The organism is Sulfitobacter sp. R18_1, assembly GCF_017743915.1.
In the GTDB taxonomy this organism is placed as follows: domain Bacteria; phylum Pseudomonadota; class Alphaproteobacteria; order Rhodobacterales; family Rhodobacteraceae; genus Sulfitobacter; species Sulfitobacter faviae.
This window is the reverse complement of the sequence record NZ_JAGHRG010000001.1, coordinates 566,030-585,803: the sequence shown is the minus strand read 5'-3', so window position 1 is coordinate 585,803 and position 19,774 is coordinate 566,030. Positions and strand designations below refer to the sequence as shown.

General features: G+C 49.4%; 23 protein-coding genes. 9 read left to right on the top strand and 14 right to left on the bottom strand.

Annotated elements, in window-relative coordinates; translation table 11 throughout:
* The first annotated feature begins 51 nt into the window (after positions 1-51).
* The 3 genes from J7392_RS03560 to J7392_RS03545 all read left to right on the top strand — a co-directional run bounded on the left by J7392_RS03560 (position 52) and on the right by J7392_RS03545 (position 1,777).
* On the top strand, positions 52-441 hold the full coding sequence (locus J7392_RS03560; protein ID WP_209216218.1) for a hypothetical protein: 390 nt from the start codon (positions 52-54) through the stop codon (positions 439-441).
* Between the two features lie 675 nt (positions 442-1,116).
* Positions 1,117-1,455 (top strand): hypothetical protein, encoded by a 339-nt coding sequence (locus tag J7392_RS03550; RefSeq protein ID WP_209216216.1) that lies wholly within the window; start codon positions 1,117-1,119, stop codon positions 1,453-1,455.
* 70 nt (positions 1,456-1,525) lie between these two features.
* Positions 1,526-1,777: a hypothetical protein gene (locus tag J7392_RS03545; RefSeq protein WP_209216215.1), complete on the top strand. Its 252-nt coding sequence runs from the start codon at positions 1,526-1,528 to the stop codon at positions 1,775-1,777.
* 601 nt (positions 1,778-2,378) lie between these two features.
* On the opposite strand, the gene J7392_RS03540 is transcribed toward J7392_RS03545, so the two are convergent.
* Positions 2,379-2,516: a hypothetical protein gene (locus J7392_RS03540; RefSeq protein WP_209216214.1), complete on the bottom strand. Its 138-nt coding sequence runs from the start codon at positions 2,514-2,516 to the stop codon at positions 2,379-2,381.
* Positions 2,517-2,649: 133 nt separating this feature from the next.
* Between J7392_RS03540 and J7392_RS03535 the strand changes: the two genes are divergently transcribed.
* Entirely contained in the window at positions 2,650-3,192 is a 543-nt protein-coding gene (locus J7392_RS03535; protein WP_209216213.1) for a hypothetical protein, read from the top strand.
* Position 3,193: 1 nt separating this feature from the next.
* Here J7392_RS03535 and J7392_RS03530 read toward each other — a convergent pair whose 3' ends face one another.
* From J7392_RS03530 to J7392_RS03510, 5 genes are all read right to left on the bottom strand, one after another.
* Positions 3,194-3,652 carry a type II toxin-antitoxin system death-on-curing family toxin gene (locus tag J7392_RS03530; RefSeq protein ID WP_209216212.1) on the bottom strand — a complete coding sequence of 153 codons (459 nt, stop codon included), beginning with the start codon at positions 3,650-3,652 and terminating at the stop codon, positions 3,194-3,196.
* An 8-nt stretch (positions 3,653-3,660) separates the two neighbouring features.
* Positions 3,661-3,834: a hypothetical protein gene (locus J7392_RS03525; RefSeq protein ID WP_209216211.1), complete on the bottom strand. Its 174-nt coding sequence runs from the start codon at positions 3,832-3,834 to the stop codon at positions 3,661-3,663.
* 77 nt (positions 3,835-3,911) lie between these two features.
* Positions 3,912-4,109 (bottom strand): hypothetical protein, encoded by a 198-nt coding sequence (locus J7392_RS03520; protein WP_209216210.1) that lies wholly within the window; start codon positions 4,107-4,109, stop codon positions 3,912-3,914.
* A 38-nt stretch (positions 4,110-4,147) separates the two neighbouring features.
* A complete protein-coding gene (locus tag J7392_RS03515; RefSeq protein WP_209216209.1) occupies positions 4,148-4,876 on the bottom strand; it encodes a CatB-related O-acetyltransferase in 729 nt (242 codons plus the stop codon).
* The gene (locus J7392_RS03510; protein WP_209216208.1) at positions 4,877-8,254 is read right to left on the bottom strand and encodes an HAD-IA family hydrolase; all 3,378 of its coding nucleotides are present in this window, start codon (positions 8,252-8,254) and stop codon (positions 4,877-4,879) included.
* A gap of 409 nt (positions 8,255-8,663) precedes the next feature.
* On the opposite strand from J7392_RS03510, the gene J7392_RS03505 reads away from it, so the two are divergent.
* Both J7392_RS03505 and J7392_RS03500 read left to right on the top strand, forming a co-directional pair.
* Positions 8,664-9,323, top strand: coding sequence for a hypothetical protein (locus J7392_RS03505; protein WP_209216207.1), 660 nt, complete (start codon positions 8,664-8,666; stop codon positions 9,321-9,323).
* A 252-nt stretch (positions 9,324-9,575) separates the two neighbouring features.
* On the top strand, positions 9,576-10,454 hold the full coding sequence (locus J7392_RS03500; RefSeq protein ID WP_209216206.1) for a hypothetical protein: 879 nt from the start codon (positions 9,576-9,578) through the stop codon (positions 10,452-10,454).
* Positions 10,455-10,553: 99 nt separating this feature from the next.
* On the opposite strand, the gene J7392_RS03495 is transcribed toward J7392_RS03500, so the two are convergent.
* From J7392_RS03495 to J7392_RS03475, 5 genes are all read right to left on the bottom strand, one after another.
* Positions 10,554-10,808 carry an excalibur calcium-binding domain-containing protein gene (locus J7392_RS03495; RefSeq protein WP_209216501.1) on the bottom strand — a complete coding sequence of 85 codons (255 nt, stop codon included), beginning with the start codon at positions 10,806-10,808 and terminating at the stop codon, positions 10,554-10,556.
* A gap of 200 nt (positions 10,809-11,008) precedes the next feature.
* On the bottom strand, positions 11,009-11,659 hold the full coding sequence (locus J7392_RS03490) for a hypothetical protein (protein WP_209216205.1): 651 nt from the start codon (positions 11,657-11,659) through the stop codon (positions 11,009-11,011).
* A gap of 49 nt (positions 11,660-11,708) precedes the next feature.
* Positions 11,709-12,680 carry a hypothetical protein gene (locus tag J7392_RS03485; RefSeq protein ID WP_209216204.1) on the bottom strand — a complete coding sequence of 324 codons (972 nt, stop codon included), beginning with the start codon at positions 12,678-12,680 and terminating at the stop codon, positions 11,709-11,711.
* 26 nt (positions 12,681-12,706) lie between these two features.
* Positions 12,707-13,300 carry a hypothetical protein gene (locus J7392_RS03480; protein WP_209216203.1) on the bottom strand — a complete coding sequence of 198 codons (594 nt, stop codon included), beginning with the start codon at positions 13,298-13,300 and terminating at the stop codon, positions 12,707-12,709.
* Positions 13,301-13,311: 11 nt separating this feature from the next.
* The gene (locus J7392_RS03475) at positions 13,312-14,442 is read right to left on the bottom strand and encodes a hypothetical protein (protein ID WP_209216202.1); all 1,131 of its coding nucleotides are present in this window, start codon (positions 14,440-14,442) and stop codon (positions 13,312-13,314) included.
* A 202-nt stretch (positions 14,443-14,644) separates the two neighbouring features.
* Here J7392_RS03475 and J7392_RS03470 point away from each other — a divergent pair, with 202 nt between their 5' ends.
* Entirely contained in the window at positions 14,645-16,078 is a 1,434-nt protein-coding gene (locus J7392_RS03470; protein WP_209216201.1) for a Glu/Leu/Phe/Val dehydrogenase, read from the top strand.
* Between the two features lie 152 nt (positions 16,079-16,230).
* Here J7392_RS03470 and J7392_RS03465 read toward each other — a convergent pair whose 3' ends face one another.
* Both J7392_RS03465 and J7392_RS03460 read right to left on the bottom strand, forming a co-directional pair.
* Positions 16,231-16,725, bottom strand: coding sequence for a GNAT family N-acetyltransferase (locus J7392_RS03465; protein ID WP_209216200.1), 495 nt, complete (start codon positions 16,723-16,725; stop codon positions 16,231-16,233).
* A 62-nt stretch (positions 16,726-16,787) separates the two neighbouring features.
* Complete coding sequence (locus tag J7392_RS03460) at positions 16,788-17,471, bottom strand: site-specific integrase (protein WP_209216199.1); 684 nt, start codon at positions 17,469-17,471, stop codon at positions 16,788-16,790.
* Positions 17,472-17,688: 217 nt separating this feature from the next.
* Between J7392_RS03460 and J7392_RS03455 the strand changes: the two genes are divergently transcribed.
* Positions 17,689-18,087, top strand: coding sequence for a regulatory protein RecX (locus J7392_RS03455; protein WP_209216198.1), 399 nt, complete (start codon positions 17,689-17,691; stop codon positions 18,085-18,087).
* Positions 18,088-18,127: 40 nt separating this feature from the next.
* Positions 18,128-18,475: a hypothetical protein gene (locus J7392_RS03450; RefSeq protein ID WP_209216197.1), complete on the top strand. Its 348-nt coding sequence runs from the start codon at positions 18,128-18,130 to the stop codon at positions 18,473-18,475.
* On the opposite strand, the gene J7392_RS03445 is transcribed toward J7392_RS03450, so the two are convergent.
* Positions 18,472-19,497, bottom strand: a complete 1,026-nt coding sequence (locus J7392_RS03445) for a hypothetical protein (protein ID WP_209216196.1) — start codon at positions 19,495-19,497, stop codon at positions 18,472-18,474. The two genes, J7392_RS03450 and J7392_RS03445, sit on opposite strands and share 4 nt — an antisense overlap.
* Between the last annotated feature and the right edge of the window lie 277 nt (positions 19,498-19,774).

Here is a 19,774-nt window from a genome sequence, read left to right as displayed (position 1 = left end):
GCTTGATACAGGCACATAGAAAAGAAAACAACATAGATAGGTAAGTAAATCATGACAAAGGCCCCCGAAAATATAGATTTCACCATGGCACAGGAAATCCTTTTCTTTCTGGCCGATAGGGAAGACCACCGTGCCATGGTGGCGGTCGAAGAAGACGAGATCGTCAAAATCAGGGATCAGGAGGACGACCTCCGGGTAAGCTCTGAAATTCTGAAGGATTACGTGGAGGCCACGGTGCCCGAGGTGCACGTTTGCGAGGACTACACTAATATTGTGGGTCTTCAGATGATACATGATGCTCTCGACAAAGCACTTCCTTGGGCGAACGATCAAAGACGTCATCCAAAAGACTTGGAGCGCGGCCTCAGAACTAAGCTTCGGATCGAAAGGTCGATCAATAAGCTATCCGAGAACGCTCCAGCTTCGCCGACTATGCAGTGACCCTAGTTGGCGCAAAACGCTTATCTAGACGCTTGAAATTATGTAGAAAGCACCATTTCATTTGAGATGACTTTACATCTAGCGCACTTTGCATCCGGCCACAGCTCTATGGAAAGCCTCATGGCGGCGCAGTCTAGCGATGCCATAACCAGTCGTTTTCAGGCATCATCCATACCTCTGTATATGCGTAACCGCAGAACTCGTGCTGACGAGTTTACGGAGACAAGTTCTCTGTACTGGGTCATCCAAGGTACCTTCACATGTCGTCAGCGTATCCTAGGGTTCGAGGATGGCGTAGATGAGAACGGTCGAGCCTTCACCACGATGATGTTGGATCCCGAGTTGGTCCGCGTAGAGCACAGGCCACGCCGTAACTTTGGTGGCTGGAGATATCTGGACGACACGGAAGTGCCAAACGATCTGGATGACGACAGCGGCGCGGACGGAGAGATGCCAGCGAGCCTGAGGCAGGAGCTGAGAACTCTGGGGTTGTTATAGCTGCTATGACCGCTGTCTGAGATGCCAAAAGTACAAGGGTTCTATGCAAACCTAGGCATATCTAAAGTTAACATAACTAGCCTTATGAGATTTTTGATTTTGCGACGGGCAGCGCATCTAAGCCTTCATAAGCCCTCGCCCCAGGCTATGGCTGACAACGCAAGCATGGAGATCACGATGAACTTGGAAGTGCTACCGAACAAGAAGGAAGCCTTCGACCGCATCCTCGAAGCCGTCCATGGCAACGAAGATGCAGCTAGAGCTTTCGCACACAGCGTTCTTCAAGACTGGCCCGATGAAAGCTTGGAGTTTTGCACGCTTCTGGAGCTTCCGAACATAGCGCCCAGAGAAGACCGCATACCAATCGTCGCAGATAGCATCATGGAAAATCTGATGTATTCCTCTGAGAGCGCATTTAAGGAGCTTTACTCCCTTCACCTTAGCTGGACCCCCGAGGATGCTGCGAAGTACGCTAACGTAGCTGAGGCGACCTCTCAGCCATCCAATAAAATGTGACCATACCTTTCATGTTGATGTTCTCTTCTCTATGGTGCCCTGACCTACCGTGACCGTGAAGAGATACCCTATGTACGATGATCCCTTTGTTCGCCCCAAGTGGCTTCGCTGGCTCCCTGTTCTGATGATCCTCAGCCTTCTTACTGCTATGGGTAGTATCGGCCTCTTGATCACTTTCGATCTCTCAGGTTTCCTGCTGTATGTCGCCTCGGCTGGCACGCTATCTCCGTTCTTCGTCCTACTGGCGGTCGTTCCGGTACTGAATAATGAAATCAGACTTGTAGATTCCTTTAGAGATGGCCTCATCGGATCCAAGGGCTAGGCTACATCCACCTTCCCTGCGACAGAAACCGCTTCAGCCTCACTATCGCGTTCTGGCCCCCTCCAATCACATTCATCGCACATTACGTACCAGCCACGAGCTGGGTGGTGCTGCGACCAGAAGTTCTCTGTTTCACCGCAGCTTGGACATGGGAAGTCTATCTCAGCATGCTGTTTCGAAGCCTCAGTAGAAACCTCCGGTACCATCCCCTCCGACAGTTCACGAAGAGACTTACCGTAGCGCCAGGCGCGAACTTCGGTTGTCTTTATAGCTCTTTCCAAATCCATTAAATCAATCTCCGAAAATATGACTTCCACTATAGAATAGTCATGTTTCTACAATACATGTACAAAGTAGAAACTCGCACTGCTTAAGCGGCACGAGCGTTCCATAATTCATAAATCCACATCCGGAAAATAGCGTTATCGCAATCCAGGTCTGGGCGTATCGGCTATCCCCAAGTCTTCGAGCGCAGCCTCAAACATCACGTCACGAGACTCCACGCTGCTGTCTCTGATACCAGACCAGTCACCGGCCTCCTCTACCATCATCTGATAAAATGAGTGCCAGCTTGGGGCCCGCACTGAATTTTACGGTGGCATCATCGAGTCCTGCCAGCGTCAGATCGGCGCTCAATTTCGATGTCAGTCCATGTATTCTTTTCAACCAAAAAACTGATAACTTTCTTCTCAAGATCGGTGTTCAACTGATCCTCAATCGCTTTAAATGCTTCGCTCATCTTTAGACCCCTAAAATTCCTATGACGCTATCCTATTGGATTAGGTATTCAACATCCAGAGAACCTCAACCTTATTTGCGAGAACTTATCTAAATACCAATAGCAATCAATACTCGCACAGAGGTGAAATCAGATGCCCCCATGGACTGCATACCACGGCATAAGCATGTCGGATCTAGCAAAGATAGATGAGTTCACCTTTGAGGGCCCTGACAAGCGCCCTGAGGGCATACACGTAGGTTCCCGGGCCCAAGCACACATGAGAGCAAGCAAAGGCGTTCTGCTCAAGCTTACGGTCCATGCAGATCAATTTTCAAAGCCTGTCATAACCAGGGTCAAGGATCGACCAGGGAACTGGAAGAAAACCGTACAGTCAGCCGCACGCAAGGGACTATCTGCATTGATCTACCTCAATAGATGGGAAGGCATGCCCATCGAGCGTCTTGAGGAAATCCTGGAGCGGTTTTCGAATGATCGGTTTGACCGCATGAGCGACGCTCAGGTTCGCAAGCTCGCCCCAGAGATGGAGGACAGCTGGATCATATTGGATCCTAGTGTCATCAGTATTGATAGGGTTTTAATTAGGTCAGCAGAGGAGATCGAAATGCTTCCTGAAAACCTAAGAGACTTAGCTGAGATCGAACAGGAGAACACGCCCCCTGCCCCAGAAATGTAGATTACTTAGGTGCTACCGAAGGCATCTTTTTGATATCGGCAGCCTCATACCCATCACGCAGCACGACATTCTCTCGCAGCCAATCCGATATAACTTCAAATCCTCCGGATGACGAAGCCAGCTCCACCATTTTATCTTCAAGCTCGATATCTCTCAAAGGAAGTTCGAAACCAGCTTGATCCAGCATACCCATCATATTGGCAAAGCCAGCACGCTTATTTCCATCTACAAAGGCATGGGCCTTCAAGATGGAGTGTGTAAGCATCGCTGTCGCATCCAAAGCATCAAATTCTCCTTCAGGTGTGAGTGCTATCGCCTGCATAACGCGACCAACAGCCGACTCGAGAAGATTCCTGTCTCTAAGGCCTTCGCTGCCACCAAACTTTGCCAGCTGGATATCGTGGGCCTGAATGACTCGGTCCACTACTGTATCGATTGCTGTCTGATACTCATCGCGCATGACTTCACTTACCTCTTGAAGAGACCCTTATAGACGCCTTCTCGGTCCTTCATGGACTTGAGGCTTGAATTCAAAATTTCTCTTTGAGACTTCGCGTTGAAGAGGTCAGCAGCAGACTTTCCCTTAAGAGCTTCGCCTTCCTTGGTCTTCTTTTTCTTTGGGGATGATTTGAATCCTGGCATGCCTATCTCCTTGGTTGAGATCAGTATAGAAGATAGACATGCAAGATACTATGTCAGTCGCTGGCGGCAACTGAACCTTACTGTTCGGCCTGAACGCTCACACTCGAGGCTTCTTTCTTTGATTGGGCGTGCTCTGAGGCAAGATCATAGTACTTCATGGCGAGAGCGATCACCGCCACGCCAAGTGCCACCTTTGCGAGCAGCTCCGACCAACTATCCGAATATAGAAAGTTTTTCGAATATGGGCTATCTACTGCGTTTCCGTTATCTGTCATTCCTAAAAAATCCTTATTTATATACAATTAGTAGGTTATCAGGTATCTATGGCAAAGAATTCCTTGCCTTCTCTTTTGATGGTGATCGTCTTAGCTTTATATAGCTTGGCGTCACCTGATGTTTTCGCCTTAGCAAGAGCATGAACAAATTTTTCAGGTTGAGAAAACAGCGCCTTGACCTCTTTGGGTAGCTTGTAGTGCCACCAGTCAGATTCTATCAAACTACCGATCAATTCATCACTGAACCGCTTCTTGATCGCCTTTGCAGGCACTCCACCAACGATAGTATATGGTGCGACGTCTTTGTTCACGAAAGCATTAGCCCCAATGACCGCCCCTACCCCTACGGTAACACCCTGGCGGATGATCGCATTACGGCCGATCCACACATCATGTCCAATGATGGTCTTCTTGCGGTTTCCACGGAAGACCTCCGACTTGTCTTCAAAGTCCCACCAACCTTCGAAGTTATCATACCAGCGAAGACCGTCGTATTGAACCGGATGCGAGCTAACCCAGTCAATCGGATGTTCAGGTGGCCCTATGGTGACGTTGGACGCAATAGAGCAGAACCTTCCGATCTCTGCATTTTTCATCTCGCTGCCTTTACCTAGATAGCTGAGCATGCCGATCTTCTCTGAACCAAGACATCCAGTATCTGACAACTTCACAGGTGCCTCAAAGGTTACCTGACGAGTAATCTGATTCAGGTTTTGAATGAGGAGACCCAATTTCTGGGCCTCCTGTACCGTTTTAATGCGCTCCACTTACATCCTCCCAATGTTATAATAAGCACGACCAAACTTCGATCTTGAATCTTTGAAGAAACGATCTCTATTTCGGCAGTATTTGGCATATTTGCTGTCATTCACCAGAAGCATAACGGCAGCCTTCTCCAGTCTTTCCGACAATGTGGCGCCGTCCAAATCCGATCCCCGAACGGAAATCCTTGGAGATGCTTTAGTCGCAACCTTTTTAGGCTTACGCTTCGGCGCTGGCTTTGTCATCAGAGACTTACCAGAGACGCCACCCATGATATCTTCAAACAGGTGACCTTCCATGAGCAGAGCATCTGCTTCGGCCGGGTTCTGAGTGAAGCTCGCGAAGACCCTCTCGCAAAGATATGGGTCCAGCATGATGCCCTCTGATAACTCACCAAAGCTCCGACGGTATTCCGAAGCAAAGGTAAGAGCCCCTGAATGTATTTTCTCGATAAATCCCTTCCGAACGTGACGGCCATACTCGGCGTTAAAGACCGGGGAAGGCTTACCATTCTCCATTTCAAAATGGATCAGTGTTGGATCAGTGTGGCAGGTCAGATACTCGAAAATATGACGGTTCTGCACAACGGCACTAGGTGAAACCTTCTCGGAGATGTAGTCCCCAAGGAAGGACCGGTGCTGGTGACCTTTACGAGCCCAGAGCATAGCGTCCGAAGTCGTCGCATAGTAGTAACCGACAGCAGGACGACCAGTAAGCTCAGTCAGAGCGCCCTGAATGTTCGCCTTCCAACCAACATCGACCACACCCGGATTATCGCATGTCAGATAACCAGTCTGCTTGATATAAAGCTCGTAGGCCTCACGCTCTTTGGCAGCATTTGCCAGGATGGCGGTCTCCATCATAAGAGCCAGCTTGGCAAAACGAGACTTCGTGTCTGCATCATTCTTCAATGCCTGATCACTATCGGAGAACCCGCATGCTGCAATCATCGCACCGTGGACAGCTTCAGAAAGAACAACACCAAACCGCCCCTTCATAAGCTTAGATAGCTTGACGCCGGGGTCGAACGGCTGTGCTGCAAGTGCTGTGATATCGTCTACCGTGCGCAATGCTGCCACCCGTACGCAGCGACGCGACGTGTAGAAGTAATGCGGCTTAGGGGCATCAGAGACACCCTCAAACAAGCGCTTGTACACCTCACACAGCACGTAGCCTTCACGAGAAAAGAAGAACAGGTCACTAATGCCGTCGCGTTTGGCTTCGCGGTAGATCCAGCTCACGTATCCGGTCAGGATGGGGCCGAGGGCCGCATATCCCAAGTTCACAGGATCACCGGAGAACAGGGAGTCGAACTCGATCTTTGTATTGGCGTTATCAAACAGGTAGTTTGCAGTCATACCCGCGATAGCCGAGCGACCCATCTGCCCTGCACCATTGCGCGGATCATAGATCGCCTTGTAGCGACCATTGCGACGCATCTTCTCAATGGCTGCGGGCCAATGCAGAACCTTGATACCTAGGATTTCAGCCTGAGTAGCATCATTGTTTTTATTATCACCCACATGCAGCATCTTTTCAGGTGCCACACCCAGCTCATCAAGAACCAATGTGAACAGGCGCCCATCATGTTTGCGCAGACCATAGTCAGCGGACAGATAGAGCTTGTCGTACCCAATGATACCACTCTTCTTGACCATCTTCTCAATGGTGTCGAAGTCCAGGTACATGTCAGAGATCAGATAAACCGGTTTCTTGGCAGCCTGAGCGACTTCGAGCAGCCGCATACCAAAATCCCGAGGTGCGGAGACTTGGATCTCAAGGTCGATCTCAGCCTGCTTGATCTTACCGATCAGCGCATCGCTGATCTGATAGGTGTCTTGCATAAGCGAATAGATCTGGTCGAGAGTGATCTCGTCGAACTCTTTGCCTTCCTGCTCATCACGCGCCATGCGCTCGCAGTTTCCACGGACCTGCGCGAAGTTTGCGATCATACCGTTGGAGAGATCATAAACGATGGGCTCTAGGAACTTATAGAGATCGCCCGGCTTTTCGCAGGGCCTACGGATCAGAGTGTCAAAGATATCAAAGGTAACGATATCCGCTTCTTGCACGTTCCGCTCAAACTGGGCCAGATAGTGACGGTAATCTTTCTCGCCACCTTTGGTTTTCTTCGCTGGGATGTTGAAGCCAGAAAGAAGCTTAGAAGAGTAGCCGGAATACAGATCAGCAAAGCGAGGCAGCGTTTCAACACTCCGGTTTGCATCCTTTTTCCAGGCAACGATTGCTTCCAGATAGGCGGTCATAAACTCAGGATCAGATTTTACGAGATCCGCAACGGGCTGGTAGCGACCCAGCAAGAACGCAGTGGTGTTATCACAACGATCTTCCCAGCGAACACCTTCCAACTCATGATCGATACCAAAACGCTCAAGGAACGTCGGCTGCACAACCTTCAGCTTACGCCTCCAAGCCATAGCTTGGAGGCCGATAGAGCTGGCTGCGGTGTACACCATATCAACGCGAGGCATCAGAAGCTGAGAAACGCTGTCGATACGATCAAAAGCTTCATCAAAGATCAGGTTACCGTGGTTCTCGTTCAGCGCATCCCGCACTTCAGCGTTGAGAACCTTCTCAGAGTTCAGACGGTGCACATATTGTGTTGCTACCAGACCCTCTTCAGGATTCGACTGAGCCAACACGTCAGTCAGCAAATCATACTGATTGCTGTACCCGGTATCGACCCGGAACGTGTAGTGCTTCGAGATCTGGAGAGGAAGCAGAGAGAGTTCTGCATAATCGCCAGCGCGGTCAATTGCCTTCTCCAGCTCAGGTTCCTTCATGGCGCCCACGACCGAGCGAACCTTGGACATGTACTCGCGTGCCATATTGAGGTCTTCCGAGTGGCCCTCTACCGACTGGATGCTATCCGCACGATTGTGCAGTATGCCATCGCGGTACAGACCTTCGGGGTCAATCGTCACGGTTGCCGGGAACGGTGCACGCGCAAAGGTGCCAGGCATTTGATGGAGGATAGCCGCCTCAGGGAATAGACGACCCAAAAATGGAACTGGGTTTTCCCAAAGCATGATGGCGTCATAGTGCTCCGCCAGGCATGGCTTCAGGCTATCGGCAATAAAGCTCAGAAGATTTTCGTCTTCGGCTCGGTACAGCGCAGCAAAGATCTCTTCTGAAGCGAGGCTCGGTGCCGTCATCTCCAGCTTTTTCGTAAGGCGGACGACGTTCACGTCATCGCTGATGATCGATTTCAGGCCAGACATCACTTGCGGAAGAACAAAGTCCACCTCATGGCCAGCCGCACCGAGCATGTTCGCCTGAGGGATCAGATGCTTCTCAGTGCAGTTTTTGAAAAATAGAGGGTCACCTTGAGAAGCCCAGGGAGGTGTCCAAAATAGAATTTTCATAAAGTCTCCAAAGAATAGCGCACTGGACGCTGGAATAATTGAAGTCCTTTTTAGCTCACCACCTATTAAGCCTGCGTTAAATTTGTGTACGAGTGACCTACACATCGTAATTTATCAGCGGCAAAAAAATCCACTCGGTGATCACCAAGCATGGGAATCATAAGAATAGACGTTGCCGCCTTTCCATGCTCGTTTTTGATTTCTTGCCTTGTGTCTACTGTCATTTCTGACAGGTGTACTTGGCAAACCTTTTATGCTTACCGAAATCCATTAAGTTGCTGACAAGCAACGATTTTTCAGAATTGTAAAGATTTCTCATGCTTGCGATATTGAGTCCGAGAACTGGTTGTGCCAGTCATTCACCGCGTTCTATTGGAGCGTGTTTGATATCAAAGTAGGAACTACAAAGATGACCTTCAAAAAAATCAAAATTGCTGCCGTTACACCGCTGATTGCATTCGCAGTTACTGCATGTGGCGGGTCCAGCTCAGACGGCCGTTCATATTCAGAAATGGGTACTGAAGCTCGCTCGCTTATGGAGCGCGCAGCAGAAGTCGGCGCTCTGAATGAGAACACAGGCGAATTCGAAAATATTACAATGGCAGCCGACATGCAGACTTCTGGTTCTGCTTCTTACTCCGGCGTATCCGGCCTTTGGGTTGGCGACACAATGAGTGAAGCAGAAGACAATGCGTTCTTCAACGAAGATACCCCAGACGTTCTGTCCAACCTCCGTCTGACGGCTGACTTCGATGCTGGCGAGATCAACGGTCGCATGGATAACTTCCAGGCTGCTACTGACGACGTTTCGATCTCAGGCAGCGTAGACGTCACAAACGGTACATTTGTGACTGGCACAGGTGGCGAAGCCGGTATGGTCGCCGAGCTTGATGGTAGTCTTGATGTTTCTGAAGACGGTATCGACGAAACAATCGGCATCACCGGCGACATGGCAGGCACATTCCTGGGTGACGACGGCGAAGTTGTTACAGGTATTTCCGCTGGCGATATGATCAGCGACTTTGGCAACGGCGCCTTCGTTGGTATCTGGGGTGCAGATCGCGACTAAGCGATTAGCACACGATTCAGGGGTGGTTTCGACCTCCCCTGACTTAAATCACTTTAGCTTAACAATAATCATATTTCGAAAGCTTAAAAATATATGAAGTCCCCCATTCTGTTGTCCGCACCCCTTATTCTATGGTCAGCAGCTTCGTTCGCCGAACCAATTCAAGTCTGGAAAGCTGCGACCTTCTCTGGTTCTGAGCGCCTCAGTTTTTTCAGCCTTCTCAAGACAAAACCGCGCGGATACGAGCCGTATATGAAATCCCTCATGGAGCGGGATGGAATCTTTCATAAAAAAGGTGGCGGCTTCCAGAAGGTCAACTCATACGTTGGGATCAGACCTTTGGTGGGATATGACACCAATATCAACAGCGGCATCCCAGCCGAAGAGTTTGTACTTGGAGATTTCACCTTCCGTACGAACGAAGAAGACCAAGCTAAAGAGGGATTTACTGTAGGTGCTCTTGTGATGGGATCCGTACACTACAGTGTGGCACCAGCTCACGTTCTGAAGTTATCAGCCCACGCTTCCGTAGAGTATGCGCCCGAACATGATCTTTCTAAGTTTGCCGTTGCCGGTTCGAGTTGCCTTAGCAGCCACGTCAAGTCTTACACTTGGCTTGATAGTTGCGCTGGGTTCAGGGTCGCTGAAAAGGAAAACGCAAGCGTAGAGGAGCCGTTCTTGTCTTTTGGAGGGTCTCAGGCCTTCGCAACCGATCTTGGCCACCACGAGGCTGTGTGGAACGCGAAACGCACCTTCAGGTCTGACTACAGCAAGAATTACTTCGACCTCGGACTACGGAGCGCCATTCCGGACGTAGGCGCCCTATACACGGGCATTACATGGGGCGAGGAGGTTGATGGGTTCCACACTACCCTTGGAGGAGCCAGCGTAGCCCTGACGCGCCCTATTATGGATCGCAAGACAACAATCTCAGCGAGCTACGTGAAATCTGGAGGCGGTACTCATTTCGGCTTACCCCGGAGTGATGATGGCTATACAGTCAAAGTCAGATCGCAGGTTCATGAAAACTTGGCCGTTAGCCTAGGATACACGTGGAATAATTCCAACATCGACATGTATAACGATGAAAGCGTCATCTTCGGTGTCGATCTCCAGTCATGGCGTTTCTGACGCCGTAACAGGGTTAGAGTTCCGAGCGCAGGATACGGTTCGCATAGCCGCTAATCTCTTACCTCGAAAACGCCCATTGTTCTCGGAACTCTTTCAATCTCAGCACAAATTCTCGCAAGGGATACCGTCGTTATCGCGGTCAAGTCGGCCACCCCAAGAGCAATTCCTAAAGAGCCAGCGGGCTTCTTCGCAGCTGCGTATGGTTTTCGAACAGGTCTTTCTTGGAGAACAGCTATAGGACTGTGCAAGCAGAATGTTGGGCGGAAGGTCCCTGCCCTCCTGATCCGCAGCAAAGGATTGTGGTCCAGCTAAAATAGGCCGAGCAGACCCTATCTCAGCTGGACCGATACCCATCGTCAAAAAGGCGATAGCGAAGATGTATGTGACATGCTTTTTCATATTCGAAAAGATGGCACGTAAACTTCAGTCTGGATAGATGTAATTTTCCCGCTCTGCGAGAAAGCCTCTTTTATCTCTGCTGGCTCCGTTGAGACTGGGTGATAACGTTCGTTATGAAAAAAGGTTGCCCTCTACAACTGAGTGGATTTCTCCACTTACAGTGTGAAGTTCGAACCCAAGGCTTCGGTCAGTTCAGCGGCCATAGCATCTTCAACGTACCGGGCTTCCTTATGAACAGGCGTAACCGATCCCAGACTTGACCCATAGGCCATCCGATGCACCCGTTCCGCGTATTCTTTCCATTGGTGCGGCAGTACAAATGACTTCGGTAGATCCACCTTGATGCCCTCGGCCGTACCAAAATCACTTAAGGTCTGGCCTCCTAGGACGAACTTCTGAACGATCTCCCCGACTTCTTCTTTAGAGTGTCCACAATGGATACCCCGAAAGATTTCGGCATAGAGCATAGCTTCCGTTCGGGAGCGTGGGTCGTCCACACCGGGTACGAAGCGTATGGCAGTGGTTTCCTGATCAGGGCCCTGTCTCAGCTCAACCATGCATCCAGGTGTAGTTATTTGAGCATCTTCTGGTGCGTTGAATGCCGCAACATCGAAAATATGACGATAGATGATTGTCACTTCGTCCGTGACAATCGGATCATCTGAGACATGCGCGAATTCAGAAAAGCCTTCAAAGATCTCATCACCAGCCTTGTAGCTGGCAAAAAGCGCACGCAGTGCTAGCACATCTGTGAAACCGTCATCGTCTGCGACTGAATAAATGGGTTGGGATAGGTCTGTGCTCATAATAATGTCTCTACAACTGAGTGGATTTCTCTAATTTTTATCTGATTGATCAGGGTCCCGGTGCGGATGGGGCGCTGCTTTCATAAGTCTCAATGAGGTCTTCACCCATCTCAGCGCGGTATCCTTTATCAATAAGGTCACCCCATTGCGCCGCCGTGCGTTCCATCTTCTTGTCAAAGAGAGCTTGGTCGCCCCCATCATCGAAAACAGATAGCTCAAAGCAGCTCGACAGGAGATCAAATGCCTTCGCCGGATCCTTGTGCAGAGATAGACCTACAGTTGAAGCCATTCGCACAGCCTTGGCGAACTCCTCGCCAACATGACAGCCAAATCCAACTTTGGTGAAATCAGCGGGAATGAGGATATCGGCCATATCTGCGGTCACTAGGTAACCTGAAGTATGAGCGCGAGCACCAAGCCCTTTAGGGTCACGGATTGCCTCGATATGGACAGGGGCACCCTTGAACCTGAAGCGGGAATAGTCGCCTTTGACGCCGTCCAGCTCAAACATCCCCTGGAGTAATGCCTCCCCCGGTACTTTCACAGGATACTGCTGCGGTGCGTTATTGAATCTGGCTTCCTGGGCGGCCGCGTAGAAAGCTTCCTTCATCGTACTCCTTGGAATGCCTTCAGCACGAATATCGCGATCACTGACATACTTGGTCAGTAGGTCTGCTCCAAGATAGTCAGCCGCAATCTTCTTCTGATCAACGATATTGTCGCAAGCAACCATCTCGGCAAAGATGATCTCATCACAAAGCCTTGCGATAGATGCCTCTTCATGCACCCAGGCTGTCTCCATCTGACCGTTGTTGTGAGCAAGCTCAGCCGCGACCAAGTAAGCTCGTTCAGGCGCGTACGATGGCTTATCCTTCCGGTGAGTTTGATCGTAAATGACTGAGTTCACGAGGACAGAGTTTGGGCTTGCAACCCCGTTCTTGAACCAGGCTGTGGTTGTGGCGCGAGACTTGAATATTGGCTTGTAGCCACGTTCCGAAATGAACTCTTTAAAATCTGTCATAATGGAAATACCTCTGAAAATATGATTTATGGTTTTATTGGTTGCGCAACCAGTTGCAGGTTTTCGACCATTTCGTCCAGTAGACCGGGGGCATATCGATTGGTTTGATAAGCCTCCATTAGCATGGCACCCGTTGAGTGGTCTGTCTCGTTAAAGCGCGCTTCTGATAGAAGATACGCATGCATGGTTTTCTGGTTTTTGAAGTCTTGCGCCAGCTCGTCATCCGAAAAGTATTGGCCAGCAAACATGCCATCAGTCACACCAAGGTTATCTTGGATATAGGCGCAGGCACCATCCAGCGTCGCATGCTTGGAGGCCAACGTGGAAAGCATGTGGTCACGCAGCCATTGGTATGAGTTCATTTTATTAGGGATGGAGAACAGGCGGAATACATCTGCCTTTTCGTCTGCATCCAGACGTTTGATCGCGAGGGTATAGCGATTATCCCCGCTATCCATCGGTAGCTCTTCCACAGCCACTCGATAGGACTTGTCTTCAATAATAAAATCGCGAACCGCCCAAGTGGTATTCGGATTCGCACCCGCTGGTGACCGGATATCGAACTCATCCTTCTCATTAAGTTTTCTGAGGGTGCGGGATACTGATCTTTCTGTAGACATTGGTGGTTCCTTTATGGCTTGAAGCTGGGTGCAGTTTCATTGAACCCAGGGCAGACATCATCAAATTTGAGATCAGGATAAGCCTGATTGAAGATTTCCTCTACGACAGCGATCCAGGCTGCGAATTCATCTTCGATTCGGCTCGGATCAGTTGGCAGAGGTCCAAGCTCTTCGGGCACCTTAACTAGGATGTCTCCAACCGTCTCGCTGGCGATGAGATCTATCAACACGTCAATGGCCTCCGCTTTTGAGGCGGAGCACTGGGCTTCAAATATCGCTGATGCGATAGCTGCCTTGAACCAAGTCGACGCTTTGGAAGGATCATCAAAAAACATCTGTGAAGTGTTGTAGTCAGGTCCACCAAATTTGGTGCTTCCCAAAACGACCGTAACGCACTCCTCATCACGAAGTGGGTAATCTTGAAGAGCTTCAGGGCTACCTACAGAGGCAATTCCGGTTGTAAACTCATCATTTAAACGGCACTCGAAAGAGGTGTAACCGTCTGGCACCTCGCCCTCTTTCGGTGTGGTCTCTGCAAAGCGGCTGCCGATCCAGCGCTCCACCAAGACCTCCATTAGGCGATCAGCAGACGGTTTGTCGGAAAAATCAGGTCGTGCGTGCAGCGGCATATGATGACCATACATTGCCTTGAATGACTTCTTGGCATGATCAAGGAACGCTACCTCGGGATTGATGTTTACCTCCCAAGCGCTGGGCGCCCACTTCCCGTAAGTATCTACCCGGTTCCCGGCGTTATCTAAGAAGCGGTCGATCATATAAGCACCCATACCAGCACTATTCGTCTTCTCGAAAACGTATTTTGCTTCCTGTATCGCTGCGATCAGGCAGGCTTCAAACGCCCTACCCGCAACCTTTGAAGGGTGACGGGCAGCAGGAACGAAGGTCGAGGCAACGATCTTACCTTCGGGTTCAGAAAGTTGAACGGTATATCCGGGAGGCCGCTGCACCATCTCTGGATACAGACGACTGACACCGTCGATATAGACCGCAGTTGTGTAGTCTATCTCTGACACTGTGCGGTTTTGAGCCAGTTTGTGTCCTCGAATACCTCTGTCAGACAGAAAAATTCCACGTTCTTTTTCGCACAGCTCCCGTAGAAGGCTGTCATATCGGTTATCCATGTCTGGGCCTCAACTTCTTAGTTTGCTTCTTTTCAAGTGGCGCTGATGTCGAAAGTTAGTAGGTGAGAGGATAGCTCCTCTACAACTGAGTGGATTTCTCATATATTTTCTTCGGTGCCCGTTATCTTCCTGCCTAATACACGATACTTCAGAACTCAAGATTAATGATTAGCCATCATCTATTCATGAGAAGGAGTTTCTTATGAATAGTCTAATCGAACCCAGCTTCCGCGACAGCATTGAAATGCTTTACAACCAAGCAATTAAGGACATGGATGTTGCGCCTGGCCTCGCTGAAAAAATCAAAGTCTGCAACAGTACCTACACAGTGCGTTTTGGCGTCAAGCTAAGAGGACAAATCCATACTTTTACAGGCTACAGATCGGTCCATTCCGAGCACCGTGAACCTGTCAAAGGCGGCATCCGCTACGCCCTGAGCGTAAACCAAGACGAGGTTGAAGCTCTGGCAGCCCTGATGACCTACAAATGCGCGTTGACCGAGGTTCCCTTTGGGGGTTCCAAAGGCGGACTTTGCATCGATCCCCGTGCTTGGGAAGAACATGAACTCGAACAGATTACGCGTCGGTTTGCCTACGAGCTGATCAAGCGCGATCTCATCAACCCTTCGCAGAACGTCCCTGCCCCGGATATGGGCACCGGCGAGCGTGAGATGGGCTGGATTGCTGACCAGTACAACCGAATGAACACGACAGATATCAATGCTGCTGCCTGTGTAACGGGTAAGCCCGTCGAGCTTGGTGGCATCGCGGGGCGTGTGGAAGCTACCGGCCGTGGCGTTCAATACGCGCTTCAAGAGTTCTTCCGCCATCCAGAGGATGTTAAGACCGCTGGCTTGGACGGCACACTCGAAGGCAAAAGGATCATCGTACAGGGTCTCGGCAATGTAGGCTATCATGCTGCCAAGTTCTTGAGCGAAGAAGATGGCGCCAAAATCGTTGCTGTTGTCGAACGAGATGGCACAGTATTTAACGCAGACGGCGTGAATATCGAAGAACTGCATCTGCATATCCAGCAACATGGTGGCGTATTAACATACCCTCACGGTCAAGTTCTACTGGGGGCTGAAGCCAGAATGGGAATGGAAGCTGATTGCGACATCCTGATCCCGGCCGCCATTGAAGGATCCATCAATCTAGGCAACGCTGACCGGATTAAGGCAAAGGTGATCATTGAAGCGGCTAACGGTCCTATCACAGCCGGTGCTGACGCGATCCTGAGAGATAAAGGCATCTTCATCATCCCTGACCTCTACGCAAACGCTGGCGGTGTCACGGTCTCCTATTTTGAGTGGGTAAAGAACCTAAGTCATATCAGGTTTGGTCGCATGCAACGCCGCGCTGAAGAAGGTCGACACCAGCTCCTGGTAGATGAGCTTAACCGCGTTCTAGGGGATGCAGGCCTCTCTACAGGTTTGTCTGAGAACTTCACCTCCAAGTACCTCAAAGGCGCCTGCGAGATCGACCTCGTACGCTCAGGTCTCGATGACACGATGCGCGAAGCATATCAAATTATGCGTGAGCGTTGGCGTGGTGGACATGCCCAGGATCTTCGCATGGCTGGGTATCAGATTGCTATCCAGAGGGTCATCGCGACCTATCAGAACAAAGGCCTGTAACTACGACTGAGTGGATATTTCCAAGAGTACCCCGGTCCTGAAACGTATCGGGGCACTCCATCCCTCTCTACGACTGAGTGGATTTTCTAGATAGATCTGTTAGATGGCTGGCGCACACTACAACTGAGTTGAAAAGTCCTCAGAATACCTAACTACATCGGAGCTGGCGCAGAACTTTCATTACCTATTTCGGCCAAAGCTGGATCGATGATCCCATATTTTCGTTCGGCCATCCTCATTGCTTGAGAATGGATAGCAAATCCACCTGGAGAGAAAGCTGTACCGCAATCATATTTTTCGCGCTCGATCTCCCAAGCATGATCTTTGTAGTGCTCAGCATATGCCAGGATCATCAGGGCTCCGAGCCCCTGCCCTCTGTGCTCCGGCTCCACCCAAGACGAAAATTCATAGTAGAAACCGATAACGTCACCGGTCGCATCTCTCAACACGACCCCTGGCGACTCCCAGGTGTCCAATGATTGAAACGTATACCCATCCGGGGCTTCGATCATCTCGATTTCATCACCATCTTCCGCATCTACCTCAAAGAATGGCTCATATTCCTCGTCACCCCCATCAATTTCAAAGTTGCTGCCCACAAAGGACATGTTCATGAAGTCACTGAACCAAGGATCGAGAAGTTGCATGTTAATCACCTCGTTTATCGAGGCCTAAATACTGATGAGGGAGCAAGCATCAATACCGATTGTTACCTAGGTTCAAAAAGATCCTTCATAATCTTCTCTTGGCTTTCTTCGCTCACCTCAAGAACACGGACAATGGACTTAAGGTCCCCGTGTCCTGACAACGCCTGAACGTTCCGAAGACTTACACGCTCTTCAATCGCTTTCACTCCCGCTGAATGGATAAAAGTGTTCCGAGCAGACAAGGCTGAAGCATGGGAAATACCAGCTTTATCCATCATCTTCCAAAATACGTAGGAAATCGACGTAGGTCGCATAGATGTAAGATCCGTACGTCCTGGTGTTTTGGTTGCCTTTCCGCCCCTCACTGCCCTCTCAGATATTATCAACGGATCTCCAGGAACTGCCGGGACGTTCTCTAACAGATCATGCATAGCGCTCCACAGGCGGCCCTTTCGAGGCATCGGAATGCGACGGGGGCGGAGATATTTGCTCGTTTTGCCTCGGAGATCGATGCTATCCCCAAGTAAACCGTCATCTCCATACAGGTGATACCTGCATAGATAGCTCATCTCATAAGGTGTTAGCCCAGCATCTGTAGCGAGAAGAACGATGCCTCTGTTGCGGATCGGGTAACGGGTGTCCTCTGCTACCTCAAGAAGATTCTCGATTTCCGATGGGGACAGAATGCGAAGCCGTTGGTGGTTCTTCGATATCGAATTTGATCGATCCTTGTCGCTAATATTCATCACGTCGACCTTTCCGTAACTTGATCTATACCGGAGGCGTTTATAGTTACATCCATAAGGGAACATTTCAATAACATTTATGAACAAACAGAGAAAACCCAGGGAGATTACTCCAGAATACCTGAAGCGGTCAGCACTGTTTCATCTCCAAAAGTTTGAGACCACGGTCGAAGGCTTAAGGGGAGTTTTGCAACGGAGGGTTCTCAAGAACTGCCGTATGAGTGGTGATAATCCCGAGGATTATGGAAGCATGATCGAGGAAGCAGTCAAGTATTGCACCGACCGATCCTACGTCGATGATGAGCGGTACACAGAACGGTTTGTCGAAAACTCTACCCACAAAGGTCTGTCGAAACGTCAGATCGAAGGAAAAATGTTCCAAAAAGGCGTAGATCGAGATCTCGTTGAACAAGCCATTGAAGACTCAGATTATGATGAGCACGCTGCTGCGGAAGCTTACGCACGAAAGAAGAGAATTGGTAAGTTTCGCAGGGAAAACAGAAATGACTTTATACAGAAGGACCTTGCCTCGCTCGCGCGTCGAGGGTTCTCATACGAAATTTGTTCTAAATTGATTGATGGAGACATAGACGATGACCCGAACCCGACGTTTTAAATCGTCTTCTCAGGGCGGAACTCAGCCCAGGCCTAGACCTATGGCAGAGAAGAAGCCGTGGCACGATATGTTTATCTCATATGGCTATTTACCATCTTCCGTTCCCCAGTCTGATCCACCAGAGAGCCGTGAATATGGAGAAATATTTGAGTGGGTTACCGGTGGCCTATGGCCAATCGAACGGGATGAATCTCTTATAATCGATATCTGGTTGGGATACGCTGACCCTTGGGCAATAAACCAAAAGGCACAAGCTGATCAGACGGAAGAAGCAAAGCCGGAAGCAAGATCTGGTGCTTCGCCGGAGCCTTCAGTTACCAAGGGCCCCGGCCGGAAAAGACGTTTCACACAAAAGTCCGCAGAAACATCAAACGGAATGTCTCCTTAAAGGTTATCCATACCCGTCCGGAATTTAGCTTCCCAATCTTGAAGATCAGAAGATACGTTGCGGAGAGCGCTTTCGTAATTTTTCCTCATATTTTCGAGTATTTTCCTTGCCGGTTTATACTCTTCACCTGATATATCAAGACCTTCGTCAGTTGTGACGGAATATACAGTAGCTATTACCGGTTTCCCGGATTCCCCAAGATCAACATCTCCAATATCGATCCTTTCCAGAGACACTACTCTTCGTTCTCCCGGAAGGATTGCCTTGGAGAATTTCAAGGAAGTTGTTTTCACATCGATATCATCAGTACCATCTACGTTAGATGAAATTTCTAGATCTATCTCGCTTAAAGGATATTCGGATCCGTTGATGATAGACATACTGATGTAGTTATACCCATCCGATGACTCGACCTTTGGCTGTACTATACCAATTTGCCCGAAGACTGAGGTTAAAGCGGATTGCTTCTTATCGACGATATCGATTTTATCGTCTATCTGACTAATAACCAGTTTGATCGCGTTCTCATGGGCCGTGACGGCGTTTCGTGCATGACCATCACCTAGCTTGATGATAGAATCAAACGTTACACCGTTATTCAACTTATCTCGAACCTTGTCATGAAATTCAAAGTAGAACTCGTCGTTTCCTACAACGATTGGATCGAATGGGTCAGGTATTTCTGTACCGGAAGTATAGTTTATCTCCCTATCGGATATACCTTTATAAGCGATTATCTTTGCCATTCCAGACAGAACGTCCTTTGCTTTTCCCGGATTTTCAGACTGAAGCTTGGACAGTTCCTTACGGAACTCTGATTTGAAGCTTTCTACATCGTTACTGTAGAAAATCTTAGGACCTATCGGCTCGGGCGGAGCAATAGGTTGAGTCTCCTCAACAACCGTTGTTTGAACCGGCTGAGGCTCTTCCTCAAAAAAACATCCTGCCGTGAAGGAACCTATGGCTAGGCCCACGGCGATTCGTGCCGTGGTTGTTCGTAAGCGTACTTTAAAGGGATTCATGATTCAGACCCGCGTTTTTAGATTCAAGGAACAGGTACGAAGGAAGGATTAATCACATTATAATCTATTTGAAGGAATCTATCCATGCCTTGTCATGGGATTCGCCTTCCCCCTTCTATTCTATATTCAGGGGTTTTTGCCTATAGCCAAGCTATTGAAAATATTGGATTAAAAGGGGCTTTAACCTTCTTTTGACCTACGATTTGTATGAAGATCACTACAATTTGTATGTCAACATTATCTCTATCCTTGCTTATCCACTACAATTTGTATGAAG